19 protein-coding genes, 1 other RNA gene and 1 pseudogene are annotated in these 22,984 nt (G+C 52.5%); 2 read left to right on the top strand and 19 right to left on the bottom strand.

Annotated features, from left to right (window positions below; all coding sequences use genetic code 11):
- Positions 1 to 33: 33 nt before the first annotated feature.
- Positions 34 to 969 carry a M23 family metallopeptidase gene (locus G535_RS0107415; protein WP_026861483.1) on the bottom strand — a complete coding sequence of 312 codons (936 nt, stop codon included), beginning with the start codon at positions 967 to 969 and terminating at the stop codon, positions 34 to 36.
- Positions 970 to 1,009: 40 nt separating this feature from the next.
- Between G535_RS0107415 and G535_RS0107410 the strand changes: the two genes are divergently transcribed.
- Positions 1,010 to 1,483 (top strand): DciA family protein, encoded by a 474-nt coding sequence (locus G535_RS0107410; RefSeq protein ID WP_026861482.1) that lies wholly within the window; start codon positions 1,010 to 1,012, stop codon positions 1,481 to 1,483.
- Positions 1,484 to 1,526: 43 nt separating this feature from the next.
- Here G535_RS0107410 and lpxC read toward each other — a convergent pair whose 3' ends face one another.
- The 16 genes from lpxC to mraZ form a co-directional block, all read right to left on the bottom strand.
- The gene (lpxC, locus tag G535_RS0107405) at positions 1,527 to 2,441 is read right to left on the bottom strand and encodes a UDP-3-O-acyl-N-acetylglucosamine deacetylase (RefSeq protein WP_026861481.1); all 915 of its coding nucleotides are present in this window, start codon (positions 2,439 to 2,441) and stop codon (positions 1,527 to 1,529) included.
- Positions 2,442 to 2,572: 131 nt separating this feature from the next.
- Positions 2,573 to 3,793: a cell division protein FtsZ gene (gene ftsZ / locus G535_RS0107400; protein ID WP_026861480.1), complete on the bottom strand. Its 1,221-nt coding sequence runs from the start codon at positions 3,791 to 3,793 to the stop codon at positions 2,573 to 2,575.
- 65 nt (positions 3,794 to 3,858) lie between these two features.
- A complete protein-coding gene (gene ftsA, locus G535_RS0107395; RefSeq protein ID WP_026861479.1) occupies positions 3,859 to 5,091 on the bottom strand; it encodes a cell division protein FtsA in 1,233 nt (410 codons plus the stop codon).
- Positions 5,092 to 5,096: 5 nt separating this feature from the next.
- On the bottom strand, positions 5,097 to 5,858 hold the full coding sequence (locus G535_RS0107390; RefSeq protein WP_026861478.1) for a cell division protein FtsQ/DivIB: 762 nt from the start codon (positions 5,856 to 5,858) through the stop codon (positions 5,097 to 5,099).
- Between the two features lies 1 nt (position 5,859).
- Positions 5,860 to 6,774: a D-alanine--D-alanine ligase gene (locus tag G535_RS0107385; protein WP_026861477.1), complete on the bottom strand. Its 915-nt coding sequence runs from the start codon at positions 6,772 to 6,774 to the stop codon at positions 5,860 to 5,862.
- The gene (gene murC, locus G535_RS13190; RefSeq protein WP_051207029.1) at positions 6,771 to 8,261 is read right to left on the bottom strand and encodes a UDP-N-acetylmuramate--L-alanine ligase; all 1,491 of its coding nucleotides are present in this window, start codon (positions 8,259 to 8,261) and stop codon (positions 6,771 to 6,773) included. Before murC ends, G535_RS0107385 begins: the two co-directional genes overlap by 4 nt.
- Positions 8,252 to 9,316, bottom strand: a complete 1,065-nt coding sequence (gene murG / locus G535_RS0107375; RefSeq protein WP_026861476.1) for an undecaprenyldiphospho-muramoylpentapeptide beta-N-acetylglucosaminyltransferase — start codon at positions 9,314 to 9,316, stop codon at positions 8,252 to 8,254. The genes murC and murG overlap by 10 nt, the downstream gene beginning before the upstream one ends.
- The gene (ftsW, locus tag G535_RS13185; RefSeq protein ID WP_034727880.1) at positions 9,313 to 10,581 is read right to left on the bottom strand and encodes a cell division protein FtsW; all 1,269 of its coding nucleotides are present in this window, start codon (positions 10,579 to 10,581) and stop codon (positions 9,313 to 9,315) included. The genes murG and ftsW overlap by 4 nt, the downstream gene beginning before the upstream one ends.
- A complete protein-coding gene (gene murD / locus G535_RS0107365) occupies positions 10,574 to 11,938 on the bottom strand; it encodes a UDP-N-acetylmuramoyl-L-alanine--D-glutamate ligase (RefSeq protein WP_026861475.1) in 1,365 nt (454 codons plus the stop codon). Before murD ends, ftsW begins: the two co-directional genes overlap by 8 nt.
- A gap of 9 nt (positions 11,939 to 11,947) precedes the next feature.
- Positions 11,948 to 13,030, bottom strand: a complete 1,083-nt coding sequence (gene mraY / locus G535_RS0107360) for a phospho-N-acetylmuramoyl-pentapeptide-transferase (RefSeq protein WP_026861474.1) — start codon at positions 13,028 to 13,030, stop codon at positions 11,948 to 11,950.
- Positions 13,024 to 14,463, bottom strand: coding sequence for a UDP-N-acetylmuramoyl-tripeptide--D-alanyl-D-alanine ligase (locus G535_RS0107355; RefSeq protein WP_026861473.1), 1,440 nt, complete (start codon positions 14,461 to 14,463; stop codon positions 13,024 to 13,026). The genes mraY and G535_RS0107355 overlap by 7 nt, the downstream gene beginning before the upstream one ends.
- The gene (gene murE, locus G535_RS0107350) at positions 14,456 to 15,925 is read right to left on the bottom strand and encodes a UDP-N-acetylmuramoyl-L-alanyl-D-glutamate--2,6-diaminopimelate ligase (protein ID WP_026861472.1); all 1,470 of its coding nucleotides are present in this window, start codon (positions 15,923 to 15,925) and stop codon (positions 14,456 to 14,458) included. Before murE ends, G535_RS0107355 begins: the two co-directional genes overlap by 8 nt.
- Positions 15,925 to 17,673 (bottom strand): peptidoglycan D,D-transpeptidase FtsI family protein, encoded by a 1,749-nt coding sequence (locus G535_RS0107345; protein WP_026861471.1) that lies wholly within the window; start codon positions 17,671 to 17,673, stop codon positions 15,925 to 15,927. The genes murE and G535_RS0107345 overlap by 1 nt, the downstream gene beginning before the upstream one ends.
- On the bottom strand, positions 17,664 to 17,984 hold the full coding sequence (ftsL, locus tag G535_RS0107340; protein ID WP_026861470.1) for a cell division protein FtsL: 321 nt from the start codon (positions 17,982 to 17,984) through the stop codon (positions 17,664 to 17,666). Before ftsL ends, G535_RS0107345 begins: the two co-directional genes overlap by 10 nt.
- Positions 17,971 to 18,924 (bottom strand): 16S rRNA (cytosine(1402)-N(4))-methyltransferase RsmH, encoded by a 954-nt coding sequence (gene rsmH / locus G535_RS0107335; RefSeq protein WP_198678980.1) that lies wholly within the window; start codon positions 18,922 to 18,924, stop codon positions 17,971 to 17,973. Before rsmH ends, ftsL begins: the two co-directional genes overlap by 14 nt.
- Positions 18,921 to 19,379: a division/cell wall cluster transcriptional repressor MraZ gene (gene mraZ / locus G535_RS0107330; protein ID WP_026861468.1), complete on the bottom strand. Its 459-nt coding sequence runs from the start codon at positions 19,377 to 19,379 to the stop codon at positions 18,921 to 18,923. The genes rsmH and mraZ overlap by 4 nt, the downstream gene beginning before the upstream one ends.
- 366 nt (positions 19,380 to 19,745) lie before the next feature.
- On the opposite strand from mraZ, the pseudogene G535_RS14385 reads away from it, so the two are divergent.
- Positions 19,746 to 21,656, top strand: a pseudogene (locus tag G535_RS14385) (putative bifunctional diguanylate cyclase/phosphodiesterase); the annotation flags it as partial.
- 104 nt (positions 21,657 to 21,760) lie between these two features.
- Here the strand turns inward: G535_RS14385 and rnpB are convergent.
- An RNA gene (rnpB, locus tag G535_RS13965) (RNase P RNA component class A) lies at positions 21,761 to 22,116 on the bottom strand.
- Between the two features lie 10 nt (positions 22,117 to 22,126).
- Complete coding sequence (rsmI, locus tag G535_RS0107320; protein WP_026861467.1) at positions 22,127 to 22,978, bottom strand: 16S rRNA (cytidine(1402)-2'-O)-methyltransferase; 852 nt, start codon at positions 22,976 to 22,978, stop codon at positions 22,127 to 22,129.
- Positions 22,979 to 22,984 lie beyond the last annotated feature (6 nt).

Genomic DNA, 22,984 nt, shown 5'->3' with positions numbered 1-22,984 from the left:
TAATTATCCTGTTGTTGAATGTAAGTGAAGCCGTTACGGCGCCTCACGATAGACATACTTACTGGGGTCAATATGGCGCTCATTACGCAAAACTTCGTAATGCACATGAGGCCCAGTAGAACGTCCAGTACTCCCCAATTTAGCGATTTCCTGACCTCGGGTGACCACATCGCCAGTGTTCACCAATAGTTCAGCACAATGGCCATAACGCGTTTTTAAACCACCGCCGTGATCAATCTCGATAAGCTTACCATAGCCATAACGCTCACCGGACCAAGTTACCACACCTGCCCCAGTTGCGAATACACCTGCATCAGCTTCAAGGTTGGCGAAATCAATCCCCTTGTGCATCGATGGCTCGCCTGTAAAAGGATCTTTACGTGCACCATAATGCGAGCTCAACCAGCCACCATCAACAGGACGACCAGCCACAAAACTCTCTGTCGAGATATGATGACGCATCAGCACAGATTCAAGTGCTGAGAGTTGATTTTGTTTATCTTCGAGGTGCAGCAACAACGCATCGAGCTCAGCCATCACCTCGACAGCTGGAGGGCGTGGTGCTTCCAAAATAGACGCCTCGGGACCACCAACGGCAACATTTGCTGACGAATGCTGCAAGATATCGCTGACATCAATTTCCGCAGCATCCGCAAGACGCTCACCCAGACTATCTAACTGGCGCACCCGCGCCTTCATTTCGCCAAGTTGAATCGTGAGCGCGGTAAGTCGCTTTTCGGTCTCAGCGCGAATCTCTTGCACCACCTGCGACTGGGCAGCTAAGCTACGCTGCTCAGCAGTAATTTGCTCGCGTACCTGGGTCACGCTATAACCGCTCCACGCTTGCCATGGCCGCACCAATAGCATTAAGCCCACACTCGCCACGAATGCAAGCGCGAACAGCTTGCGGCGACTCGCCTGCAGCTTAAATTTAACTTTGGAGCCTTTGTAGAAGACTGTTAAACTCATGCAACCTCTCGTTGCTTTATATTTCAGTTGAGTTGGAACTATGGCGCGTCGTCGACCGAAAAAGCTCGATCAACTCCTTGGTAGTCAGCGACTGCAACAGTTTGCCGACTACTCGGAACACTATACGCAATGGCAACAGCTCTTACGTGACTGTTTCAGCCAGCTTGGGTTAGACGAATTGGCACCTCACTGTGAGGTCATTCAACTCAACGCACCGTCCCTTACTTTAAAGGTTTCATCGGCCGCCGTTGGGCAGCGGATAAAAACCGAACAAGGGCGCATTATAACGTATTTTCAAACTCATGCTACGCCTGTGGCCGATAGGATTGAAATACGCATTCGTCCAAACCGTTCCCAACTCTCGCAAGCTCCTCAAAAAGCGGCGGCAAAGCAGGCACCTACTGAATCAGACACGGTCAAAAAACTACGTGAACAAGCAGCGCTTTGTGAAGAGCCGCTGCGCTCGCAACTGTTAGCCTTGGCCGATAAATACAGCGCAGATGAGACGAACTAACGCCTAGAAAGAAAAAAGCCTGCACGTTGATGCAGGCTTTCGTTTAAGCGGTAAGTGGACTCGCAAAAGCGATGGGCGATTCGGCCGCCTCATCCTCAAAGGTGACAAATTCCCAAGCCTCTTGCGTTTCAAGTACGGCTCGCAGCAACTGGTTATTCAACGCATGACCTGATTTGTGCGCACGTAAATGCCCCAAAATGGCATGGCCACCGATATAGAGGTCGCCCACTGCGTCGAGTACTTTATGCTTGACGAACTCATCGTCATAACGCAAACCGTCGCTGTTCAAGATGCGGAATTCGTCCAACACCACAGCGTTGTCAAAACTCCCACCCAGCGCTAAGTTGTTAGCGCGCAAGAATTCGATATCTTTCATAAAACCAAACGTACGCGCCCGGCTAATATCTTTCATGAAGCTGGTGGTACTAAAGTCCATACTGACGACCTGATTGGTATCAGCGATGGCCGGGTGATCGAAGTCGATGGCAAAATCAATGCGGAAACCATTATGGGGTAGTAGTTCCGCCCATTTGTCACCGTCTTCAACACGCACCGGTTGTTTGATTCGGATAAATTTTTTCGCTACGCCTTGTTCCTCGATGCCCGCACTCTGTAGCAGGTATATAAAAGGATGCGAGCTACCGTCCATGATTGGAATCTCATGGCTGTTCACTTCGATGATGAGGTTGTCGATACCCATCGCAGCGATTGCTGCAAGAAGGTGTTCAACTGTCGACACGCGAACGTTTTCGTCATTGATCAAACATGTGCACATACGGGTATCGCGCACCAACCCAGCGTCGGCACGAATATCAACCGCAGGTTTTAAATCAACACGACGAAACACCAAACCGGTATTGGCTGGAGCTGGACGTAGCGTCAATTGAACCTTATTACCTTTGTGCAGACCCACACCTGTGGTCGCAATAGGTTGTTTAATTGTGCGTTGTTTCAGCATTCGATGTCGTTCTCACTCTTCTCGTCTGGCCAGTTAAAGGCGCAATATTTTACCCAAAATCTGTTCTTTTCGCAATTTTACTTGCGAATACGCGAATTCTTTACGCTTACTTAACGCTATCGAGCGGACGCTTAGTCCACTTGACGGCGCAAGAATGCAGGGATATCTAAATAGTCCATATCCTTGCCGCTTTGCGATTGTGGCTTGCTCGCTGGTTTTTCAGCGTGCACGTCATACTCTTCGCTTTCGTAAGCTTCAGTTTCTGGCTCAAGTGCACGTGCAGTCGCAGCGCCACCGGTTTGGTAACCACCAGAGCGATTATTGCTGTAGCCTTGCTCACGCGCCTTCTCGCGACCACTATTCACTAACGAGATATCTGGCTTACGCTCTGCACCAATACCTGTTGCCACAACGGTAACGCGCATTTCTTCAGACATCTCTGGATCAATAACAGTTCCCACGATCACCGTTGCATTTTCAGCGGCAAAAGCTTTCACCGTGCTACCAACGGTTTCAAACTCGTCGATGCTCATATCAAGGCCAGCGGTGATATTCACCAATACGCCCCGCGCGCCAGACAGATCGATGTCTTCCAACAGTGGGCTATTAATCGCCATCTCAGCGGCTTCTTGCGCACGCTCTTCACCACGCGCAATGCCGGTACCCATCATCGCGGTACCCATTTCACGCATAACTGCACGTACGTCTGCAAAGTCGACGTTAATCAAACCAGTACGCGTGATCAGATCCGCGATACCTTGCACAGCGCCCAATAACACATTGTTGGCGGCACTGAATGCATCAAGCAAGCTGGTGCCCTTGCCAAGCACTTTCAACAGCTTCTCGTTCGGAATGGTAATCAACGAGTCAACATAACGCCCCAATTGCGCGATACCTTCGTCGGCAACAGCCATACGCTTGCGCCCTTCAAATGGGAACGGCTTGGTGACCACCGCAACGGTCAAGATACCAAGATCACGAGCCACTTCGGCAACCACAGGTGCAGCACCGGTTCCCGTGCCACCACCCATACCGGCGGCGATAAAGATCATGTCCGCACCTTCAAGGTGTTTTTTAATCTCTTCTCTGGTCTCTTCTGCAGCTTGACGACCCACTTCTGGGTTTGCGCCAGCCCCCAATCCCTTGGTCATTTCATCACCAAGTTGAATGGTCACGTGAGCACCATGATTACGTAATGACTGCGCGTCAGTGTTTGCAGCTAAGAACTGCACTCCTTCAATGGATTCACTGATCATGTGTTTTACGGCGTTACCACCGCCGCCACCTACACCGATGACCTTAATGACCGCATCGCTGTCAAAGTTGTCGACTACTTCGAATACTTCAGACATGTTGTTTCTCCTTTCTACCTGCTTATTGTACTACCCCAAAAAACTTTTCCAAAGCGTTGTTTTTCTTAAAATTCGCCTTTAAACCAGCCGTGCACCCGCTTCCACAAACCAATGACATTATTGTCACGTGGGTCTTCTTGACGTGATTGCAGATCTTTTTGCCCGTAGCGCAACAAACCTACCGCTGTGGCATAGGTTGGATCTTGCACATAATCACTCAACCCTTTGGTGCCCAGAGGTTCGCCGAGGCGCACCGGCATTTGGAAGATTTCTTCCGCAAACTCAATGGCGCCTTCCATCCGGCCGCAACCACCGGTTAACACGATACCAGCGGCGATCTGCTCATCTAACCCACTGTTTTTAATTTCATCACGGATCAATTCAAACAGCTCTTGATAACGAGGCTCTACAACCTCCGCTAAAATATGGCGCTGCATCACGCGTGATGGACGCCCGCCGACCGATGGCACTTCGATATTGTCGTCCTTGCTCACCAGCTGACAAAGCGCACATGCATACTTGGTCTTGATTTCTTCCGCATGATTCAATGGTGTACGGAAAATTTTCGCAATATCACTGGTCACCTGGTTACCGGCCGCCGGAATAACCGCCGTATGACGCAGCACGCCACCGGTATAAATACAGATATCAATGGTACCTGCTCCCATATCGACCAACGCCACGCCTAAGTCTTTTTCATCTTCGGTCAACACCGAGTAACTTGAGGCAAGCGCTGAGAAAATCAGGCGATCAACGGTCAAACCACAACGTTCAACGGCTTTTTCAATATTCTTCGCCATATCATTGGCACAGGTAACAATATGGACTTTCGATTCCATCCGTACGCCCGACATGCCAATAGGGCTTTTAATACTCTCTTGCGAGTCGATCACAAATTCTTGTGGCAACACATGTAAAATGCGGCGCTCTTGCGCAATCGGCACAGCTTTGGCGGCATGGATCACGCTATCAACGTCGTCTTGGGTGACTTCCGCTTCGTTAATCGGCACCATGCCACTTTCGTTTTGGCAAGCGATGTGGCGGCCCGAAATATTCAAATAGACGGATGCAATACGGCAATCCGCCATCAACTCAGCTTCTTCCACGGCACGTTGAATCGACTGTACGACTAAGTTCAAATCGTTCACGCCACCCTTATCCATACCTCGGGCAGCGGCAGCACCAACGCCAATCACGCTAATTTCGCCGTCAGGCATGACTTCACCGATCAACGTCACCACTTTACTGGTGCCGATATCCAAGCCAACAACCATATTTCGCTCTGTTGCTTTTGACATGCCTTTTAACTCTCTTCCTGTTGCTCGTCTGGTGCGCGCCAACTTACCGCGACACCCGTATCGTATCTTAAGTCCACTGCATCAACGACGGCATCATCACGATGCCCTTGCAGTTGCGGATATAAATCAATAAACCGCTGAATGCGCTCAAACAATGCTTCTCGACCAAGGCGTAACACCACGCCATCTTGTAACACCACTTCGACGGCAAAACGCTCGCTTAACGCGACCTCTTGCACTGCAAATCCGTTCAACTGCAATAGCTCTTGTAAATCGCGGTATTGCTGTACCGCTTGCGTCAACGCATGCTCTGGTGCCGACAAGTAGGGTAACCTAACTGTCAAGCGGCTCTTATCCGCGTAAAACACTTCCCCTGCTTGATTGACCAAAGCATCATCACGCTCATTTGCATTCCAATGTGCGAGTGGCTGTTGTTCCACCACGAACACTTTCAAAATGTCAGGCCACTCTTTTCGTACCGAAGCCTTAGCGACCCAAGGCATCGCTTCAATCTGGGCGCGAATGCGATCGACGTCGGCCGAGAAAAAGCTGCCCAGTGGGTCACTTAGCAAGGTTTCCCGCACATCAGCTGGCGCAACATACTGCAACTCCCCTTGCACCAAAAGCCGCTTAATCGGTACTTCCTGCGCATCCATCGCCGTGTAATACAACCAGCCAATCCCGGTAAAGGTGCTCGCCACGACCACTAAAAAGAACGCCAGGCCTGACCAAAACTGCCAATTTAATGCACGCGCAGTGCTGGCCATATTAGCCCTCGCTAGACCGTAAAATAGCCACTACCAGTTGCTCGAAGCTCATGCCAGCAGCTTTCGCAGCCATTGGCACCAAGCTTGTCTGGGTCATTCCCGGCACCATGTTGGCCTCTAATAAACGGTAGTTGCCCATTTTATCGCACATGACGTCAATACGTCCCCAACCTTCGCCTGCTAAACTCGCAAACGCGCGTTCAGCCAACTGTCGCAACGCCATTTCTTCCACGTTATCAAGCCCAGCCGGACAATGATACAAGGTATCCCCAGTTTGATACTTGGCCTCATAATCGTAAAACGCATGGGTGGTTTCCAAGCGGATCACCGGTAAGGCTTTACCGTCTAAAATCGCAATAGTGTACTCAGGCCCAGTCAGCCAACTTTCCACCAACACCTCGCGGTCAAACGTGTGCGCTTGCGCCACAGCATCAGCCAACTCGGCAACCGTTTCAGCAGGGCACACGCCAATGCTCGAGCCTTCTTGGGCAGGCTTCACCATCACTTTGCCACCAAGTTGCTGAAGCAACTGAGCGAAATCAACCGGTTGGTCACGTAGCACCACTTCGCTCTGCGCAATCGGCAAACCACAGGCTTGCCAAATTTGCTTGGTTTTCACTTTATCCATCGCGACAGCGCTCGCCAATACGCCACTACCGGTGTAAGGCAAGCCTAAATACTGCAGCGCACCTTGGATGGTGCCATCCTCGCCACCGCGACCATGTAAGACGTTAAACACCCGCTCGAAGCCTTGTTCAATCAATTCACTCAGAGGGTTGTGCGCAGGATCAAACGGGTGCGCATCCACACCGGCGCGACGCAGCGCTTCCGTCACCGCCTGCCCGGAGCGTAAGGAGACCTCACGTTCGGCTGAATCACCACCGAGTAGCACGGCAACTTTGCCAAATTCACTCATCGTTGCGACTCCTCATAATCCTCGGCTGCAGCCCGTAAGGCTTGCGGTTCAAGTTGAGTAAGTGCCAACTCACGCGCAATCGCGCCAATATTACCGGCGCCTTGGGCAAGAACCAAATCGTTCGGACGCAAAATATCGGCCAACACCCGCATCAACTCACCGCGGTCACCAACGTAGATAGGCTCGGCTTTACCACGCATCCGGAGCGATTTTGTCAACGCACGACTATCCGCACCTTGGACCGCGGCTTCACCGGCACTATAAACATCAAGTAAAAGTAGTACATCTACTTCCGCGAGCACCGAGACAAACTCATCATAGAGATCACGTGTGCGCGAGTAGCGGTGCGGCTGAAATGCCATCACAATCCGATGCTCTGGCCAGCCTGCGCGCGCCGCTGCAATGGTCGCCGCGACCTCGGTTGGATGGTGACCATAATCGTCAATCAGCATCACTTCGCCGGTTTGCTCCTCGCGCTGACATGGAAACTCACCCAAACGCTGGAATCGACGACCAATACCGCCAAATTGCTGGAGCGCACCTTGAATCGCCGCATCCTCAATCCCTTCATCGGTCGCCACCGCGATCGCCGCAAGCGCATTTAAGGCATTGTGTCGGCCAGGTAAATTCACTGTTACCGCCAGTGGCTCACGGCCTTTGCGGTGTACCACAAAGCGGCTCTCGCCACTATGCTGTGCATAATCGCTACCACGAACATCAGCATCGTCGCTAAAGCCATAGGTAGTCAGCTGACGTCCAACCCGTGGCAACAACTCGCGGATCACTGGGTCATCAATGCACATCACCGCCAAGCCGTAAAACGGCAGGTTGTGTAAAAAATCGATATAGGTGTCAAGCATCCGATTGAAGTCACCGCCATAGGTATCCATATGGTCAGCTTCGATATTCGTCACCACCGCGACCATCGGCTGCAAGTGCAAAAAGGACGCATCTGACTCGTCGGCCTCAGCAATCAAATACTTACTCGAGCCCAGCCGCGCATTACTGCCAGCACTATTCAGTAAGCCACCGATCACGAAGGTAGGATCACGTTCTGCTTCGGCAAAGACGCTGGCCAACAACGAGGTTGTCGTCGTTTTACCATGCGTACCCGCTACCGCAACGCCGTGCCGGAAACGCATCAATTCAGCGAGCATCTCAGCACGCCGCACGATCGGAATAAAGGCCTCTTTGGCCGCTGTTAATTCACTATTGTCAGGACGAATGGCCGAGCTCACCACCACCACATCGGCCGCGCTAACATTGCTCGCTGCGTGACCGATAAAGATCTCTGCCCCCAATCCCTGCAAGCGTTGGGTATTGGCGTTTTCACCGATATCAGAGCCTGAAATCGCATAACCTTGGTTCAGCAAGACCTCAGCGATGCCGGCCATCCCTGCGCCGCCGATACCGACAAAATGAATGCGGCGTACGCGACGCATCTCAGGAACCTGTACTGTACTTGGTGCTGCTGTTTTCATATCCATTGTTCACAACGCTCCACAACCGCTTGGGTTGCATTAGGGCACGCCGCTTTGTGGGCTTGCGTGCGCATGTGTTCCAGTTCGGCTGGCGTCGCCAGCCACTGCTCTAGAATCTCGGCCAAAGGCGTTATTTCAAGCAACTTAGGTTGCGGTAACACCACGCCAGCGCCGACTTTTGCAAGCGCGTTTGCGTTGGCGGTTTGATGATCGTCGACGGCGTGTGGTAGCGGCACAAAAATCGCCGGTGTCCCCACCACCGCAAGTTCACTCACGGTTAAGGCTCCGGCCCGACAAATCACCACATCGGCCCACTGATAGGCCGCATGCATTTGTTCAATAAATTCAGTGACTCGCACATTTTTCAGGCCGTGTTGGGCGTAGTCACGCTCGACCCCAGCACTAACGCCCACACCACATTGATGTAACACGTCCAGTTGCTCACGCTGACTCAATTGCGCCAGCGCTTGCGGCACCGCGGTGTTCAACGCTTGGGCGCCTAAGCTACCGCCGACGACTAACACGCGCAGACCATCGTGCGGCTCGCGTTCGCTCGGCGCTGCCCATTCGGCACGCAACGGATTCCCCGTCACTTCGCCATTCGGTAACTGCGCTTGCGCATCCGCAAAGCCCAACATTACCTGCTGCGCAAAGCGCGCTAACAATTTATTGGTCATGCCGGCGACGGCATTTTGTTCATGCACTAACAAAGGAATACCCGCGCTACGGGCAGCCAGTCCGGCGGGTCCGCACACATAACCACCAAAGCTCACCACCAGGTCAGCATGATGCTGCCGATACAAACGCCGACATTGTGCGATGGCTTTCAGCATGCGCCACGGTAATAGCAGCTTGCGCTGCCAACCATGACCTCGTAGCCCTTGCATGGCGATTTGCTCAAGGGTAAAGCCAGCAGTTGGCACCACGCGTGCTTCAATGCGTTGCTCGGTGGTTCCCAGCCAAACAATAGTATGCCCGCGCTGCCGCAACATTTCAGCGACCGCAAGGGCCGGAAATACGTGTCCACCGGTACCGGCGGCAGCGATCATAATGGTACTCATGCGCGCGCCCTCCGAGTGGTTTTCGCTTTACTTCGCCCTGCACGTGGTGCCACTTTCACGCTGGCCACACGCCATTCATAATCAATACGTAGCAATAAGCCGAGGGCGGCACAGCTCACTAACAAACTGGTACCACCGTATGATACTAACGGTAAGGTCAAGCCTTTGGTCGGTAACATGCCTGCGGCGGCACCAATGTTTACGAGCGCTTGGAACGCGAACCAAATGCCAATGCCATAAGCAATGAAGGCACCAAAGCGTTGATCTTTTTGCAAACAGCGGCGACCAATCCATAGTGCCCGCAACACAATCGCAAGCACGGCAGCAAGCACGGCGACAATGCCTAAAAAGCCAAGCTCTTCACCGACCACCGCCATAATAAAATCGGTGTGCGCTTCAGGTAGGTACTGTAACTTCTGAATACTGTTGCCTAAGCCTTGCCCGGTCCAGTCACCGCGTCCAAACGCCATCAACGACTGGGTGAGCTGATAACCGCTACCGAACGGATCTTGCCAAGGGTCTAAGAAAGAGGTGACCCGCTTCATCCGGTAGGGTTCTTTGATAATCAATAAGGTTAAGCCGAAGGCCAAAACAATCATGATGGCGAAGAACTGCCAGAGTCTTGCGCCAGCAAGAAACAGCATCCCCACCACGATACTGACCATTACCGCCAGTGAGCCAAAGTCGGGCTGCATGAGCAGTAGCACAGCAAAAAAGAACAGCACCACCAAAGGCTTAATGAAGTCTTGTAGGTTTTCCTGCACAAGATCAATGCGGCGTGATAAATAACTACTCAAGTAAATCACAAAGAAAAACTTGGCCAACTCGGCTACCTGTAAGGTCATCGGCCCAATTTTAATCCAACGGCGCGCACCATTAACTTCATGCCCGACCACCAGCACAAGCACCAGCGCCGCCAAGGCACTGAGTAACAGTACGGCACTGCCTTTAAACCACCAATTCACTGGCACTTGTACTGTGGTTGCCAGCAGGCCTAAGCCCAGCACCAAGTACATGCTATGACGAATGACAAAATGAAAAGGGTTGTCGGTCAGGCGCTCCGCAATCGGAAACGACGCTGAGCTTACCATCACAAAGCCAAAGGCAAGTAACCCCAAGGCTAACCACAGCAATACACGGTCGTACAACACATGTTGCTCGGGTAACCACCAGTCGCGTATCCGCTGCCAAGGCTGCCCTGTCGCACGGCCTTCAGCAATTCCTAATTCGAGTTGTTGTTCTTGGCGTGCCGTGGTCTCAGTCATGCATCACCTCGGCCAGCTGCTCGACGACCGCGGCTTTAAACACATCACCGCGATGCTGATAACTATTAAACATATCTAAACTTGCGCAGGCTGGGGCGAGCAGCACGGTGCTGCCCGGAACCGTCTCCGCGGCCGCAAGGCGCACAGCCTCATTCAAATCGACAGCACGCTGTGCATGCGGATGAAACGCAGCAATGCGATTGCCGTCGCGCCCGAGCACTATTAACGCATCAACCTGCGCCAACGCATCACGGAACGTGGCAAAGTCGGCGCCTTTGCCATCTCCACCAGCAATTAGAATGAGTTTGCCTTCCACCAACGGCCGCAGGCCATAAATCGCAGCTTCGGCGGCGCCAATATTGGTTGCTTTCGAATCATTGACCCAGCGCACGCCGCCTTGTTCAGCTACCAGTTCACAGCGATGTGGTAGGCCATGAAAGCTCTTTAGCGCTGGCACTAGGTCGTTTAGCGCCACGTTTAAGGTACTCACTAAGGCCAGCGCAGCTTGCACGTTCAAGACGTTATGCAGGCCCGCTAATGGCAAGTCATCGACCGCGACAATCGGCGTAGCACCATGACAGATCTGTGGGTCTGGGAACGCCGAAATGCCAAACTGGCCAGGGGTGGTCGCCGCAGCGTCGGTGCCAAAGCTTAACTGCTGAGCCACAGGCACGTGCAGCGGCGCTGTACTGCGCTGATCGCGATTCCAAATCGCATAGTCGACCTGTTGATAAATGCGGTGCTTCGAGACGGCATAAGCGTCTGCGCCATTGTAGCGATCAAGATGATCATCACTGATATTCAGTAAGGTCGCCGCATGCAGGTGCAGATCGTGCATCAAATCGAGTTGAAAGCTCGACAATTCCAGCACGTAAACGTCCACATCGTCGGCCAAAACATCGAGCATCGGCACGCCAATATTGCCACCGACAGCAACGTTCAGTCCCGCAGCACTGAGTAACTCGCCGGTCAACTGGGTGACCGTCGATTTGCCATTAGAGCCAGTAATACCTAATACCGGTGCTTGCGCAAACTGCGCAAAAACGTCAGCATCGCCAACCAATGGGATGCCCGCATCTGCAGCCATCTGCAACGCCGGCAGGCGTAAGTCCAACCCAGGCCCAACGATCAGCACATCACAGGTCAGCAACTCAGCAATATCAAGCGGCCCAGTGGTGAGCGTAAGGGTTGCGTCCAAATGTTTAAGCTGCTCGGCCTGTGGTGGAGCTTCGCGCGTATCAAACACCCGCGGCGTAATCCCTTGCTGCAACAAAAAGCGCACACACGACAAGCCTGACTGGCCAAGGCCAACCACCCCTATCGTTTCATATGTGTGCAGTGCAGCAAGATAACTCACGTTGGTTCCTTAGCGTAGTTTCAAGGTCGCAAGACCAATCAACACAAATACCAGTGACAAAATCCAAAAACGCACAATCACGCGCGGTTCTGGCCACCCTTTTAATTCATAGTGATGGTGAATAGGCGCCATCCGAAACACGCGCTTGCCACGCAGTTTGTACGAACCGACCTGCAACATCACCGACAAGGTTTCCATCACGAACACGCCGCCCATGATGAATAGAATCAGTTCTTGGCGTACCATCACCGCAATAATTCCCAGTGCAGCACCAAGGGTTAACGAACCCACGTCGCCCATAAAAACTTGCGCTGGATAGGTGTTAAACCATAAGAACCCTAAGCCCGCGCCACAAATAGCCATACAGACCACCAGCAACTCGCCCGACAACGGCAGGTGAGGAATATTCAGGTATTCTGCAAAATTGGTGTTCCCTGAGGCGTACGCAAAAATACCTAGTGCGCCAGCGACCATGATGGTTGGAACAATCGCTAAACCATCGAGACCATCGGTCAAGTTCACGGCGTTACTGGTTCCGACCACCACGAAATACGCCAACAAGATGTACAACAAACCCAACTGTGGCATGACATCTTTAAAGAACGGCACCAGTAGTTGCGTCTCGGCACCAACCGTCGCATTGGCATAGAGCACGACTGCCGCCACCGTCGCAATCAGTGATTGCCAAAAATACTTCCACTTGGCGGGCAAACCGCGCGAGTTTTTCTGCACCACCTTGCGGTAATCATCAACAAAGCCCACCAAACCAAAACCAAGCACAACGCCCAACAGCACTTGCACGTAACGATTCGACAAATCCGCCCAAAGTAATGTCGAAATGACGATGGCCGCGATGATCAACAAGCCCCCCATGGTTGGGGTACCGGCTTTACTTAAATGCGACTGTGGGCCGTCATCACGCACCGACTGACCAATTTGCAAACGTTGCAAATAGCGAATCAGGCGTGGTCCCATCCATAATGAAATCAACAACGCCGTCAGCACGCTTAAAATCGCGCGCATCGTCAGGTACGAAATGACATTAAAGCCACTGGCAAATTGAGTGAGATAATCAGCTAGCCAAACTAGCATGCTTGGTTTCCTTCTGGCGTTAAACTTGAATGCAGCTCAGCAGCTCGCGTTTGTAAAGCTTCGATCACCCGTTCCATATGCGCACTACGCGAACCTTTCACTAGAATCGTGATTGGCGTTGCTGCGCCTTGCGTAGTCGTTAGAATCGTCTCAACAAGCGTCGTCACATCAGAGAAGTGCTTACCTCCTCTGCCATTAAATACTTCACTCGCGCTTTGACTTAACACGCCTAGCGTAAATAAGTTATCGATACCGGCGTCAATCGCATACGCACCTACCTCTTCATGATATTGGCGCGCTTGCTCACCAAGCTCTCCCATATCGCCCAACACCATAATGCGCAAACCTTGATACACAGCGAGCATATCAAGTGCGGCTTTTACGGAACCTACGTTGGCGTTGTAACTGTCATCAATTAGCTTGATGTCGGCACTAAGAGGGAGCACCTGCATACGACCAGGCACCGGTTTTAAATGCTTTAACGCGGCCTGAGCATCGGCGAGCGGACAACCTACCGCAACAGCAGCTGCAATAGCTACCAGCGCATTGTCAACATTATGTAAACCTGGCAAGCTCAAGTGAATGCGCGCTTGTTGCTCGGTTGCTGGCGCGAGAGCACTCGGCAAATGAATGGTAAAACTGGCACACCCTTGCGCATCAACCTCAACCTCTGTTGCACGTATGCCGGCATCTGCCGTTTGACCAAAGGTCAAATGCTGGCAATGGGTGACCTGCTGCTGCCAACAGCGGGCAAACTCAGAGGCGCTTGGTGTTAGCGCCAACCCGTCAGCATTCAGGCCTTTAAAAATTTCAGATTTCGCGCGAAACACACCATGCACACTGCCAAAGCCTTCAACATGAGCCGGCGCAACATTATTAATGATGGCCACATCAGGCTGTGTCAGGCGCGTGGTGTAAGCAATTTCACCGAGATGATTCGCACCTAATTCGACCACTGCAAAATCATGCTGTGGTTCAAGGCGCAATAAGGTTAAGGGCACACCGATGTCATTATTAAAGTTGCCAGCGGTAGCCAATACATTCCCTTGACGACTGAGCATTGCAGCCAGCATCTCTTTGACCGTGGTTTTACCACTACTACCCGTGATGGCGATCGTTTTTGGCTGCACTGTCGCTTTGACTGCAGCACCCAGCTGCCCCAGCGCGTGACGGGTATCTTGCACCACAATCTGCGGTACTTGTAGCTCTTCAGGCAGCGTAACGCGGCGCTCGACCAAGACTGCCGCAGCGCCTTTCGCGACGGCGTCTTGAATAAAATCATGGGCATCGAAGTTGGGCCCTTTCAGGGCAATAAATAAGCAGTTTGGCGGTAATTCACGGGTATCCGTACTCACCGTCGCAATCGCAAGGTTATCGCCAAACAATTGGCCGTCCACCGCTCGGGTGGCCCAAATCAAGTCGGTCTTAATCATGTTCGCCTCCCATGATTGCCGCAACCCAAGCGCGTTCGTCGTAGGCAACCCGCTCATGTCCAATCACTTGATAATCTTCATGCCCCTTACCCGCGAGGACGATGACGTCTTCAGGCTGCGCTTTGGCAATGACTTGTGCCACAGCTTCCCGCCGACCAAACAGCACCTCAACGTCAGTTTGTTGTGGAATGCCGGTCAAAATATCATTGACGATTTGCTCAGGACGTTCCGTGCGCGGGTTATCATCGGTCACCACCACCCGATCAGCGTAGCGTGCAGCGACAGCGCCCATCTGAGGACGTTTGCCGCGATCACGATCGCCGCCACAGCCAAACACACACCACAGTTCGCCTTTACAATGGCGACGCACAGCACTTAGCACTTGTTGCAAGGCATCTGGGGTATGGGCGTAATCGACCAAGGTCATGGCTTTGCCCTCGCCGTGGAAGGCTTCCATACGGCCCGGGACAGCTTTGATTTGCGTCACCACCTGACAAATGGCACGCCAATCATGACCTAGCTGCGCCACAGCGACCATTGCTGCCAGCAAATTGTAGACATTAAACTCGCCAAGCAATGGCGAGTGTACAGCCACTGTCTGGCGCCCTTCTGCCACCGGGAAATTCAGCTCAAATAAGGTGCCATCGTCGGTATAACGAATCGTTTCGGCGTAAACACAGCGCGGATGTGCCTGTGGCTGCAGACTAAAACGCCATGCATCGGGACGATCAGGCAGCCACGCAGTCAACGCCGCGTCATCCAGATTGAGTACAGCCTGCGCTGTGCTCAATTCCGTGAATAGGCGGCGTTTGGCGTCGGCGTAGTTGGCCATAGTGCCGTGATAGTCAAGGTGATCGCGGCTGATATTGGTGGCGACGCCAACCGCAAAAGGTACAGCTTCAACGCGACGCTGCACGAGTGCATGCGATGAAACTTCCATCGCGACCACGGTGGCACCCTCGGCGCGCAATGCTGCCAAACGCTGCTGCACGGCAATCGGATCTGGTGTGGTATGCGTTTCCGGAAGTAATGCGCCGGGAAAGCCACTGCCAGTCGTACCTATCACTCCGGCACGAACACCAAGCCCTTGCAATAATTCGGCGATAAGATAGGTCACCGAGGTTTTGCCGTTGGTACCAGTTACGCCCACCACTTGCATGGCTGCGCCAGGATGCCCAAAGAAGCGCCCAGCGAGTTCAGAAAGTTTTGATTTAAGCTGCGGCACTTCGACCACGTAGGCCTTACCATGCGCACTAATGCCGTAGCCGTCAGATTCGCACAAGACCACTTGCGCCCCAGCACCGACCGCTGCAGCAATATAGTCTCGACCATCCACCTGATACCCAGGTACAGCAACAAAAGCGTCGCCCGGGGCGACACTGCGACTATCTAATTTTAAACCGCCCACGTGTAACAATGGCAGCGGCATGGGGTAGTCCGGTAACAGTTGCGATAATGGCATCACTGCGCACCTCCAAAGCCCGCCACGCGTAGCTGTGTGTCTTCGATGTGATCAGGGGCAATATTCATCGCCCGCAACGCATCGCCGACAATCTCGGCAAAAATTGGCGCGGAGACCGTACTCCCGTAGTAGTCATCGCCACTCGGTTCGTTCACCGTCACCACCACTGCAATGCGTGGGTCACTAACTGGCGCGATGCCAGCAAACAAGGTGACATATTCGTCCCCATATCCCCCAGCGACCGCTTTTCGCGCAGTACCAGTTTTACCTGCAACGCGGTAGCCCGGCACGCGTGCATTACGTGCACTACCGTCAGCCACCACCTGCTCCAGCATGTGCAGTACAGCTTCCGCATTCTCACGCTTCACCACTTGGGTGCCTGGCAATAATTCACCTTCTGCGCGACGCTGAATGGTCAGCGGACGATAGATACCACCGTTCGCGACGACACTATAGGCTTGCGCCAATTGCAGCGTAGTCGCTGTCAATCCGTAACCAAAGGATAGTGTGGCCACTTCAAAATCAGACCAACGAGTACGGTGTTGCAACACACCGTAGCTTTCACCAATCATAGCGATTCCTGTGTCATTACCGAATCCAACTGCTGCATAGGTTGCAAGCAGTTGCTCCACGCCCGTGCGGAGCGCAATTTTGGACGAGCCCATGTTGGAGGAGTTCTGTAAAATCTCGGTAATGGTCAATTCACCGCGGTTAATCGGGTCACTCACCCGGCGCCCACCGAGGCGCATCCAGCCGGGGCTGGTATCAATCACATCATCTTTTTCAATCACGCCAGCTTCAAGCCCGGCCAACACCACCAAAGGTTTCATCGTTGAGCCAGGCTCATAGGCATCAGTGATGGCACGGTTACGCATCCGGTGCGCTTGCAAATCACTCCGGTTGTTTGGGTTAAAGGACGGGCTGTTGACCATGGCCAGCACTTCGCCAGTTTTGACATCGACAATCACCGCTGAGCCCGAGGTTGCCTGATGATAGCGCACGGCTTTTTTTAGCTCGGCATAGGCAAGTGATTGTAAACGTTGGTCAATACTCAAGGTTAATTGTTGTGGTTGTTCTGCTGCGGTCACTCGCACTTCTTCAACAACCCGTCCTTGTGCGTCCTTGCGGTAAAGCCGCTCTCCCGGCTTCCCTGTAAGCACTTCGTTGTAGGCCGCTTCAAGACCTTCAATACCGGTACCGTCGATATCAGTAAAGCCCACCAAGTGAGCGGCAATTTCGCCGGTCGGATAAAAACGGCGTGACTCCGTTTTTAGATAAATGCCAGGAATTCCCAACTGCCGTACATATTCAGCGACCGCTGGGGTCACTTTACGCTCAAGGTAAACAAAACGACGATTGGGGTCTTCGACACGCCCAAGCAGCGTATCAACGTCAGTCCGAAACACCTCGGCAAGCGCCAGCCAACGCTCTTTATTGGCAAGACCGCCGTTTTCATGGATACGTTTTGGGTCTGCCCAAACTGTTTGCACCGGCACGCTCACAGCCAATTCACGGCCATGTCGGTCAACAATAGTGCCACGCTGTACCTCGGTAGGATCCACCCGCAGTGAGCGGCGATCCCCTTCAAAAATAAGTTGTTCAGGTTCAATCACCTGAATATAGGCGGCACGCGCCACTAAGCTCCCAAACACAACAAACACGACAAATAGCGCAAAGTAGAACCGCCCCTGTCCGAGGTGCGGTTGCACATTGCGCTTATTGCTGCGTTTGCGAGGTGTTACTGCCATGGCACTAAGACCTCCTGCTTACCCTCTGGACGCACCATGCCTAAACGCTGACTGGCAATGCGTTCCACGCGGCTGTGTTCCGTCAAAGTGGTTTGCTCAATTTGTAGGTGGCGCCACTCGATATCGATCTGATCGCGTTGCGACAATAGCTCATCGCGCTCAATGGTCAGCAAGCGGTTGGTATGGGCGACATAAATCACCGCAAAAGCCGATGCGAGAATGCAGACGAAGAGCACCAACGCCAGCTTCTGCTGCCGTAAATCGCTGAATAATACAGTGAGTAATCCTGGCACGCGGCTAGCTCTGCTCATACGGCAACCTCTCTGCGATGCGAAGGACCGAGCTACGCGCTCGTGGGTTGGCTTTAATCTCAGCCGCGCTTGGCTTTATCGCCTTACCAATCAGGCGCAGGGTTTGCCCACGATCAATTTGATCGTCACGCAGTGGCAAGCCAGCCGGGATTTCTTTCCCTTTTGCTTGCGCGCGCATAAAGCGCTTCACCAGACGGTCTTCTAAACTGTGGAAGCTGATGACCGCAAGGCGACCCTTGCTTTTCAAGCCTGCGACGGCTGCTGTTAATGCTTGCTCAATCTCATCCAGCTCACCATTAATGTGAATGCGAATACCTTGGAAGCTGCGCGTCGCTGGATGCTTATGTTTGTCTTTAAACGGCACCGCTTGATCAATCAGCTGTGCCAGTTGTTTTGTGGTTTGCAACGGCGTTTCTTCGCGCTGTTGCACAATCGCTTGCGCGATCCGCCAAGCAAAGCGTTCTTCACCATATTCGCGTAGCACGAAAGCAATTTCGTCAGCACTCGCATGTGCTAAGAATTCCGCGGCAGTTTGTCCACGGCTGGTATCCATACGCATGTCCAATGGACCCTCACGCATAAAACTAAAGCCGCGCTCAGCATCATCAAGTTGTGGGGATGAGACACCAAGATCAAACAAAATACCGTCTAATTTACCGCGCAACTGCTGCGCATCGAGAACATCACTGAGTTCTGAGAAAGGGGTGTGGACAATCGAAAAGCGGGGATCATCGGCAAAAGCCTGTGCAGCCGCAATCGCGGTGGGGTCGCGATCGAGTGCAATTAAGCGGCCATTGTCATTGAGTTGTGACAAAATGGCGCGCGAGTGCCCCCCTCGACCGAAGGTGGCATCTAAATAAGTTCCGTCTGGTCTGATGGCAAGAGCCTCAAGCGACTCCTGTAGCAGCACCGAGACATGTTGCGGCGCGTTTGTCATTATAATGAGAAATCTTGTAAACGTTCACTGAGTGCCAAGTCGTCTTGTTGCTCTGCTGCCATATCATTGGCAATCTGTGCCTGCCATGCCGCTTCAGACCAGAGTTCGAACTTATTCAACTGCCCCACAATCATGATCCTTTTATCAAGATCTGCGTGCTGGCGCAGTGTTGAAGCAATCAAAATACGACCGCTTTTGTCCATCTGGCAATCTTCGGCGTGACCTAGCAGCAAACGCTGGAGACGACGCTCCGCGGGGTTCATGCTAGATAAGGTGGTAAGTTTTTGTTCAATGATTTGCCATTCAGGCAAAGGATAAAGCAATAAACACGGCTGCTTTATGTCGATGGTACAAACCATCTGCCCTTCGCAGTCCAGCATAAGGCTCTTACGATACTTGGTCGGTATCGCCAGACGGCCTTTATCATCAAGATTTAATGCTGCTGCACCACGAAACATAGTTTTTGATCCACTATTACCCACAAATCCCCACAATGTAACAGTCTAGGTGTCCGTCTTTCCCACTGTCAAGGTAAAAATCGGAGCTTTGCGACGTGCAACAGGGCTTGACGCGATGCAGATTGTGCTAGATGATGCTTTAATAACGCACAATAACTCTAATAAAAAACAAAATTGCGTAAACTAATCAACCGCTTACATAAAAGCACTCAACCTTTGACGCTGCGCCAAGCACGATTTCGGCTACTCCGCGATCTTTGCGGATTATTTATCATTGCAGTTGCACTTCTTTACGCAACGCAGAGTGTTATCGAAAATGAACAAGCGCAGCGACGCGAAACGGAAAAGCGACGCGCGTTTGAACACATGAGTGCGATGCGTGCCACCATTGAGCAACGTATTCAAGCGAACGTACTGGTTTTACATGCGCTAAAACCAGAGATTTTTTGGCAAGATACGCCGGATCGGCAACGCTTGCAGAATGTCATTGATGAATTCCTCGATACCAACCTCGACATCCGCCATCTCGCCCTAGCCCCAGACTTAAAAGTAAGCTTTATTTATCCCTCTGCTGGGAATGAGGACTTGATTGGTCTGGACTATCGTCAAGTGGGGAACCAGTATCATGAAATTTTGCGGGCTATCGCCCGCCAAGACATTCTTTTAAGTAGTCCGGTGCACCTCCTCCAAGGTGGCACTGCACTGATCGCTCGCTTGCCTATTTTCCAAGCCGATGGTTCCTTTTGGGGCATTGCCTCACTGGTCATTGACCAAGAACACTTTTTTACTCAGGTCGGCTTTTACGACCACCCTGAATACCAGTTCTTTATTCAACGGCGGGCGATTTCTGGTGCAACGGAGCCAGTTGCGGGTTTCTCCAACACCTTAACCAATGATCCTATTTTCACCCATATTCAGGTACCCGGAGACACGTGGGAACTCGCTGTTGCTCCTCGTGGGCACGCTTGGATTCCTGCTGACCAGCGGTTATGGCAGCAGTGGCTCGTCGGTGGAGCGCTAACCGCAACCATTGTGTTTGCTTTCCTCATTTTAATCATGACCCAGCATCGGTTACGCAAAGCCGTCCATACCATTAGCTATCAAGCCCGCTTTGACCCACTTACTGACTTGTCCAACCGCTACTATTTTCAGCAGCAACTTGAAGCGCACATCATACAAAGCCATCGACAAGAACAAGGGTTTGCCTTGGTCATGCTCGATCTGGATCACTTGCGCGATATCAACGATGCCCTCGGGCAGGATATTGGTGATGAACTGCTGCGTCATGCGGCGCAACGCTTGCAAAGCAACCTCACAAGCGCTGACTTGATCGCGCGCGTTGGAGGCGATGAATTCGCGGTGGTCTTTGCCAATAGCGAAGAATTGGCAGACATTGAAACCCGTGCCAAGGCATTAATCGCCGAATTGATGCGCACGGTATCGATTCGACGTAACCCAATCAATGTGACGGCGAGCGCGGGCATCGCTCTCTTCCCGCAAGATGCCATCGCCGCCCAGCAACTGATTAAGCATGCCGAAGTCGCGATGTATGCAGCTAAAGCAACGGGCTCGTTGTCGGTGTCTTTCTTTGACGAACAGCTGCGTCGCGATACTGAGCAACATATCGCCCTGCATCATGAAATGGTGACAGCGCTGGAACAACAACAGTTTCATGTCGAGTATCAGCCGGTGATTACCACGGAATCAGGAAAAGTCGCCCGTTGTGAAGCACTGATCCGCTGGCAGCACCCCGAGCGCGGTTTGATTCCTCCCAGTGACTTTATCCCTATCGCCGAAAAGTCTGGCGCCATTGTTGCACTCGGTGAATTTGTGCTGGCGCAAGTACTTAAAGACTGGCAAGAGATGCGTGCCCAAGGGCTCGATATTACCGTCGCCGTGAACCGCTCGCCACGCGAATTTAATGACAAAGACGTTGCTTTTAACTGGCTCAGCGCACTACAAAAACATCAAATGCCGGCGGATCGTCTGATGCTTGAAATTACCGAGTCCATGCTGATGCGCAACAAGGAACGGCAACTCTTTAATTTACATCGATTGCGCGCCGCGGGAGTACATTTAGCTATCGATGACTTTGGCACCGGGTACTCAAGCCTGAACTACCTGCGCTCGTACCCGATTGACGTGATTAAAATTGACCGAGGCTTTTTACGTGAAGTTCCGAACAATCGACGCCAAACCGCCTTGGTTAGCGCCTTGATCCAAATCGCCCAGACCTTAGATATGGTGGTTGTCGCCGAAGGTGTAGAAACCGCAGCGCAAGCGAACTTCTTGCGCGATAAAGGCTGTCATTACCAACAAGGCTTTTACTATGGCCAGAACATGCGCCTGGAAGCCTTTATCGCGTTTTGCAAGAAACATAATTGGCGAGTTAGCCGATAAGCCGGGTTCTGTCGTGGACAATCATTCGTCTAGACGCAGGTTTACACCTGCGTTCAAGCAGTCTACCCGGGTTCAACGCGGGCCGCGCCAATGAACCCCTATTTGACCTTGCTCCGAGTGGAGTTTACCCAGCCACAAACTGTTACCAGCTGCGCGGTGCGCTCTTACCGCACCCTTTCACCCTTACCTGATCCTGCAAGCAGGCCATCGGCGGTTTGCTCTCTGTTGCACTTGTCGTCGGCTCACGCCGCCCAGACGTTATCTGGCACCCTGCCCTATGGAGCCCGGACTTTCCTCCCCTTACCCAAGGGTAAGCAGCGATTGTCTGGCTAACTCTGGCGCGCATTCTACGTGTTATCGCTCTCCAGCGCTAGCTGATAGAGCTGGTTTTTACGCACACCATGTATTTCGGCTGCGCATGCCGCTGCTTTTTTCAACGGCAAGTGCTGCCGTAAAATCGCTACAGTACGCAGGGCAGTAGCGACATCCACATCGCTTTCGACCAAGGTTGCACCGGCAAGCATTAACACCATTTCGCCACGTTGCTGATTGCTATCCGCTTGTACCTGCGCCATCACTTCAGCAATGCTGCCAGATAAATAAGTCTCAAATTGCTTGGTGAGCTCGCGTCCCATCACCATTTGTCGATCAGGCCCGATGGTTGCTGCTAAATCTTCGAGGGTCGCTAAAATGCGGTGTGGTGACTCATAAAAGACCATGGTACGTGGCTCTTCTAATAAGGCGGTCAGCACTTTGCGGCGTTGCTGTGGCTTGGCCGGTAAAAACCCCTCAAAGGAAAAACGATCGGTCGGTAAGCCAGCAGCAGACAAGGCTGTGGTAATTGCACAAGGGCCAGGTAAGGCGACCACGCGCACCCCGGCAGTACGACACTGTTGTACCAACACATAGCCAGGGTCACTGATCAATGGCGTGCCAGCGTCACTAATCAAGGCTAGGTCATCACCGGCCAGCAACCGAGCAATCACCGCCTGCGCGCGCTCACGTTCATTGTGCTCATGCAAGGCGAACACCTCATTCTGGATCGCAAACTGCTGCAAAAGTTGTCGGCTATGGCGGGTATCTTCGGCAGCAATTGCTGCGACATCGGTCAATACTTGCTGTGCCCGAGGCGACAAATCACCCAAATTACCAATGGGTGTAGGTACGATATAAAGTGTGCCCGCTTGCGTCTGCGACATGTTAAC

This window comes from Pseudidiomarina sediminum DSM 21906, assembly GCF_000423165.1.
GTDB classification, from domain to species: Bacteria; Pseudomonadota; Gammaproteobacteria; order Enterobacterales; family Alteromonadaceae; genus Pseudidiomarina; species Pseudidiomarina sediminum.
Note: the sequence above shows the minus strand (reverse complement) of the source record. Positions and strands in the feature narration are given on the sequence as shown.

What these genes read in the sequence shown, in the direction of transcription:
- G535_RS0107415 (WP_026861483.1), bottom strand. Translation starts at nt 969, where the DNA reads ATGAGTTTAACAGTCTTCTACAAAGGCTCCAAAGTTAAATTTAAGCTG.
- G535_RS0107410 (WP_026861482.1), top strand. Translation starts at nt 1,010, where the DNA reads ATGGCGCGTCGTCGACCGAAAAAGCTCGATCAACTCCTTGGTAGTCAG.
- lpxC (WP_026861481.1), bottom strand. Translation starts at nt 2,441, where the DNA reads ATGCTGAAACAACGCACAATTAAACAACCTATTGCGACCACAGGTGTG.
- ftsZ (WP_026861480.1), bottom strand. Translation starts at nt 3,793, where the DNA reads ATGTCTGAAGTATTCGAAGTAGTCGACAACTTTGACAGCGATGCGGTC.
- ftsA (WP_026861479.1), bottom strand. Translation starts at nt 5,091, where the DNA reads ATGTCAAAAGCAACAGAGCGAAATATGGTTGTTGGCTTGGATATCGGC.
- G535_RS0107390 (WP_026861478.1), bottom strand. Translation starts at nt 5,858, where the DNA reads ATGGCCAGCACTGCGCGTGCATTAAATTGGCAGTTTTGGTCAGGCCTG.
- G535_RS0107385 (WP_026861477.1), bottom strand. Translation starts at nt 6,774, where the DNA reads ATGAGTGAATTTGGCAAAGTTGCCGTGCTACTCGGTGGTGATTCAGCC.
- murC (WP_051207029.1), bottom strand. Translation starts at nt 8,261, where the DNA reads ATGGATATGAAAACAGCAGCACCAAGTACAGTACAGGTTCCTGAGATG.
- murG (WP_026861476.1), bottom strand. Translation starts at nt 9,316, where the DNA reads ATGAGTACCATTATGATCGCTGCCGCCGGTACCGGTGGACACGTATTT.
- ftsW (WP_034727880.1), bottom strand. Translation starts at nt 10,581, where the DNA reads ATGACTGAGACCACGGCACGCCAAGAACAACAACTCGAATTAGGAATT.
- mraY (WP_026861474.1), bottom strand. Translation starts at nt 13,030, where the DNA reads ATGCTAGTTTGGCTAGCTGATTATCTCACTCAATTTGCCAGTGGCTTT.
- G535_RS0107355 (WP_026861473.1), bottom strand. Translation starts at nt 14,463, where the DNA reads ATGATTAAGACCGACTTGATTTGGGCCACCCGAGCGGTGGACGGCCAA.
- murE (WP_026861472.1), bottom strand. Translation starts at nt 15,925, where the DNA reads ATGCCATTATCGCAACTGTTACCGGACTACCCCATGCCGCTGCCATTG.
- G535_RS0107345 (WP_026861471.1), bottom strand. Translation starts at nt 17,673, where the DNA reads ATGGCAGTAACACCTCGCAAACGCAGCAATAAGCGCAATGTGCAACCG.
- ftsL (WP_026861470.1), bottom strand. Translation starts at nt 17,984, where the DNA reads ATGAGCAGAGCTAGCCGCGTGCCAGGATTACTCACTGTATTATTCAGC.
- mraZ (WP_026861468.1), bottom strand. Translation starts at nt 19,379, where the DNA reads ATGTTTCGTGGTGCAGCAGCATTAAATCTTGATGATAAAGGCCGTCTG.
- rsmI (WP_026861467.1), bottom strand. Translation starts at nt 22,978, where the DNA reads ATGTCGCAGACGCAAGCGGGCACACTTTATATCGTACCTACACCCATT.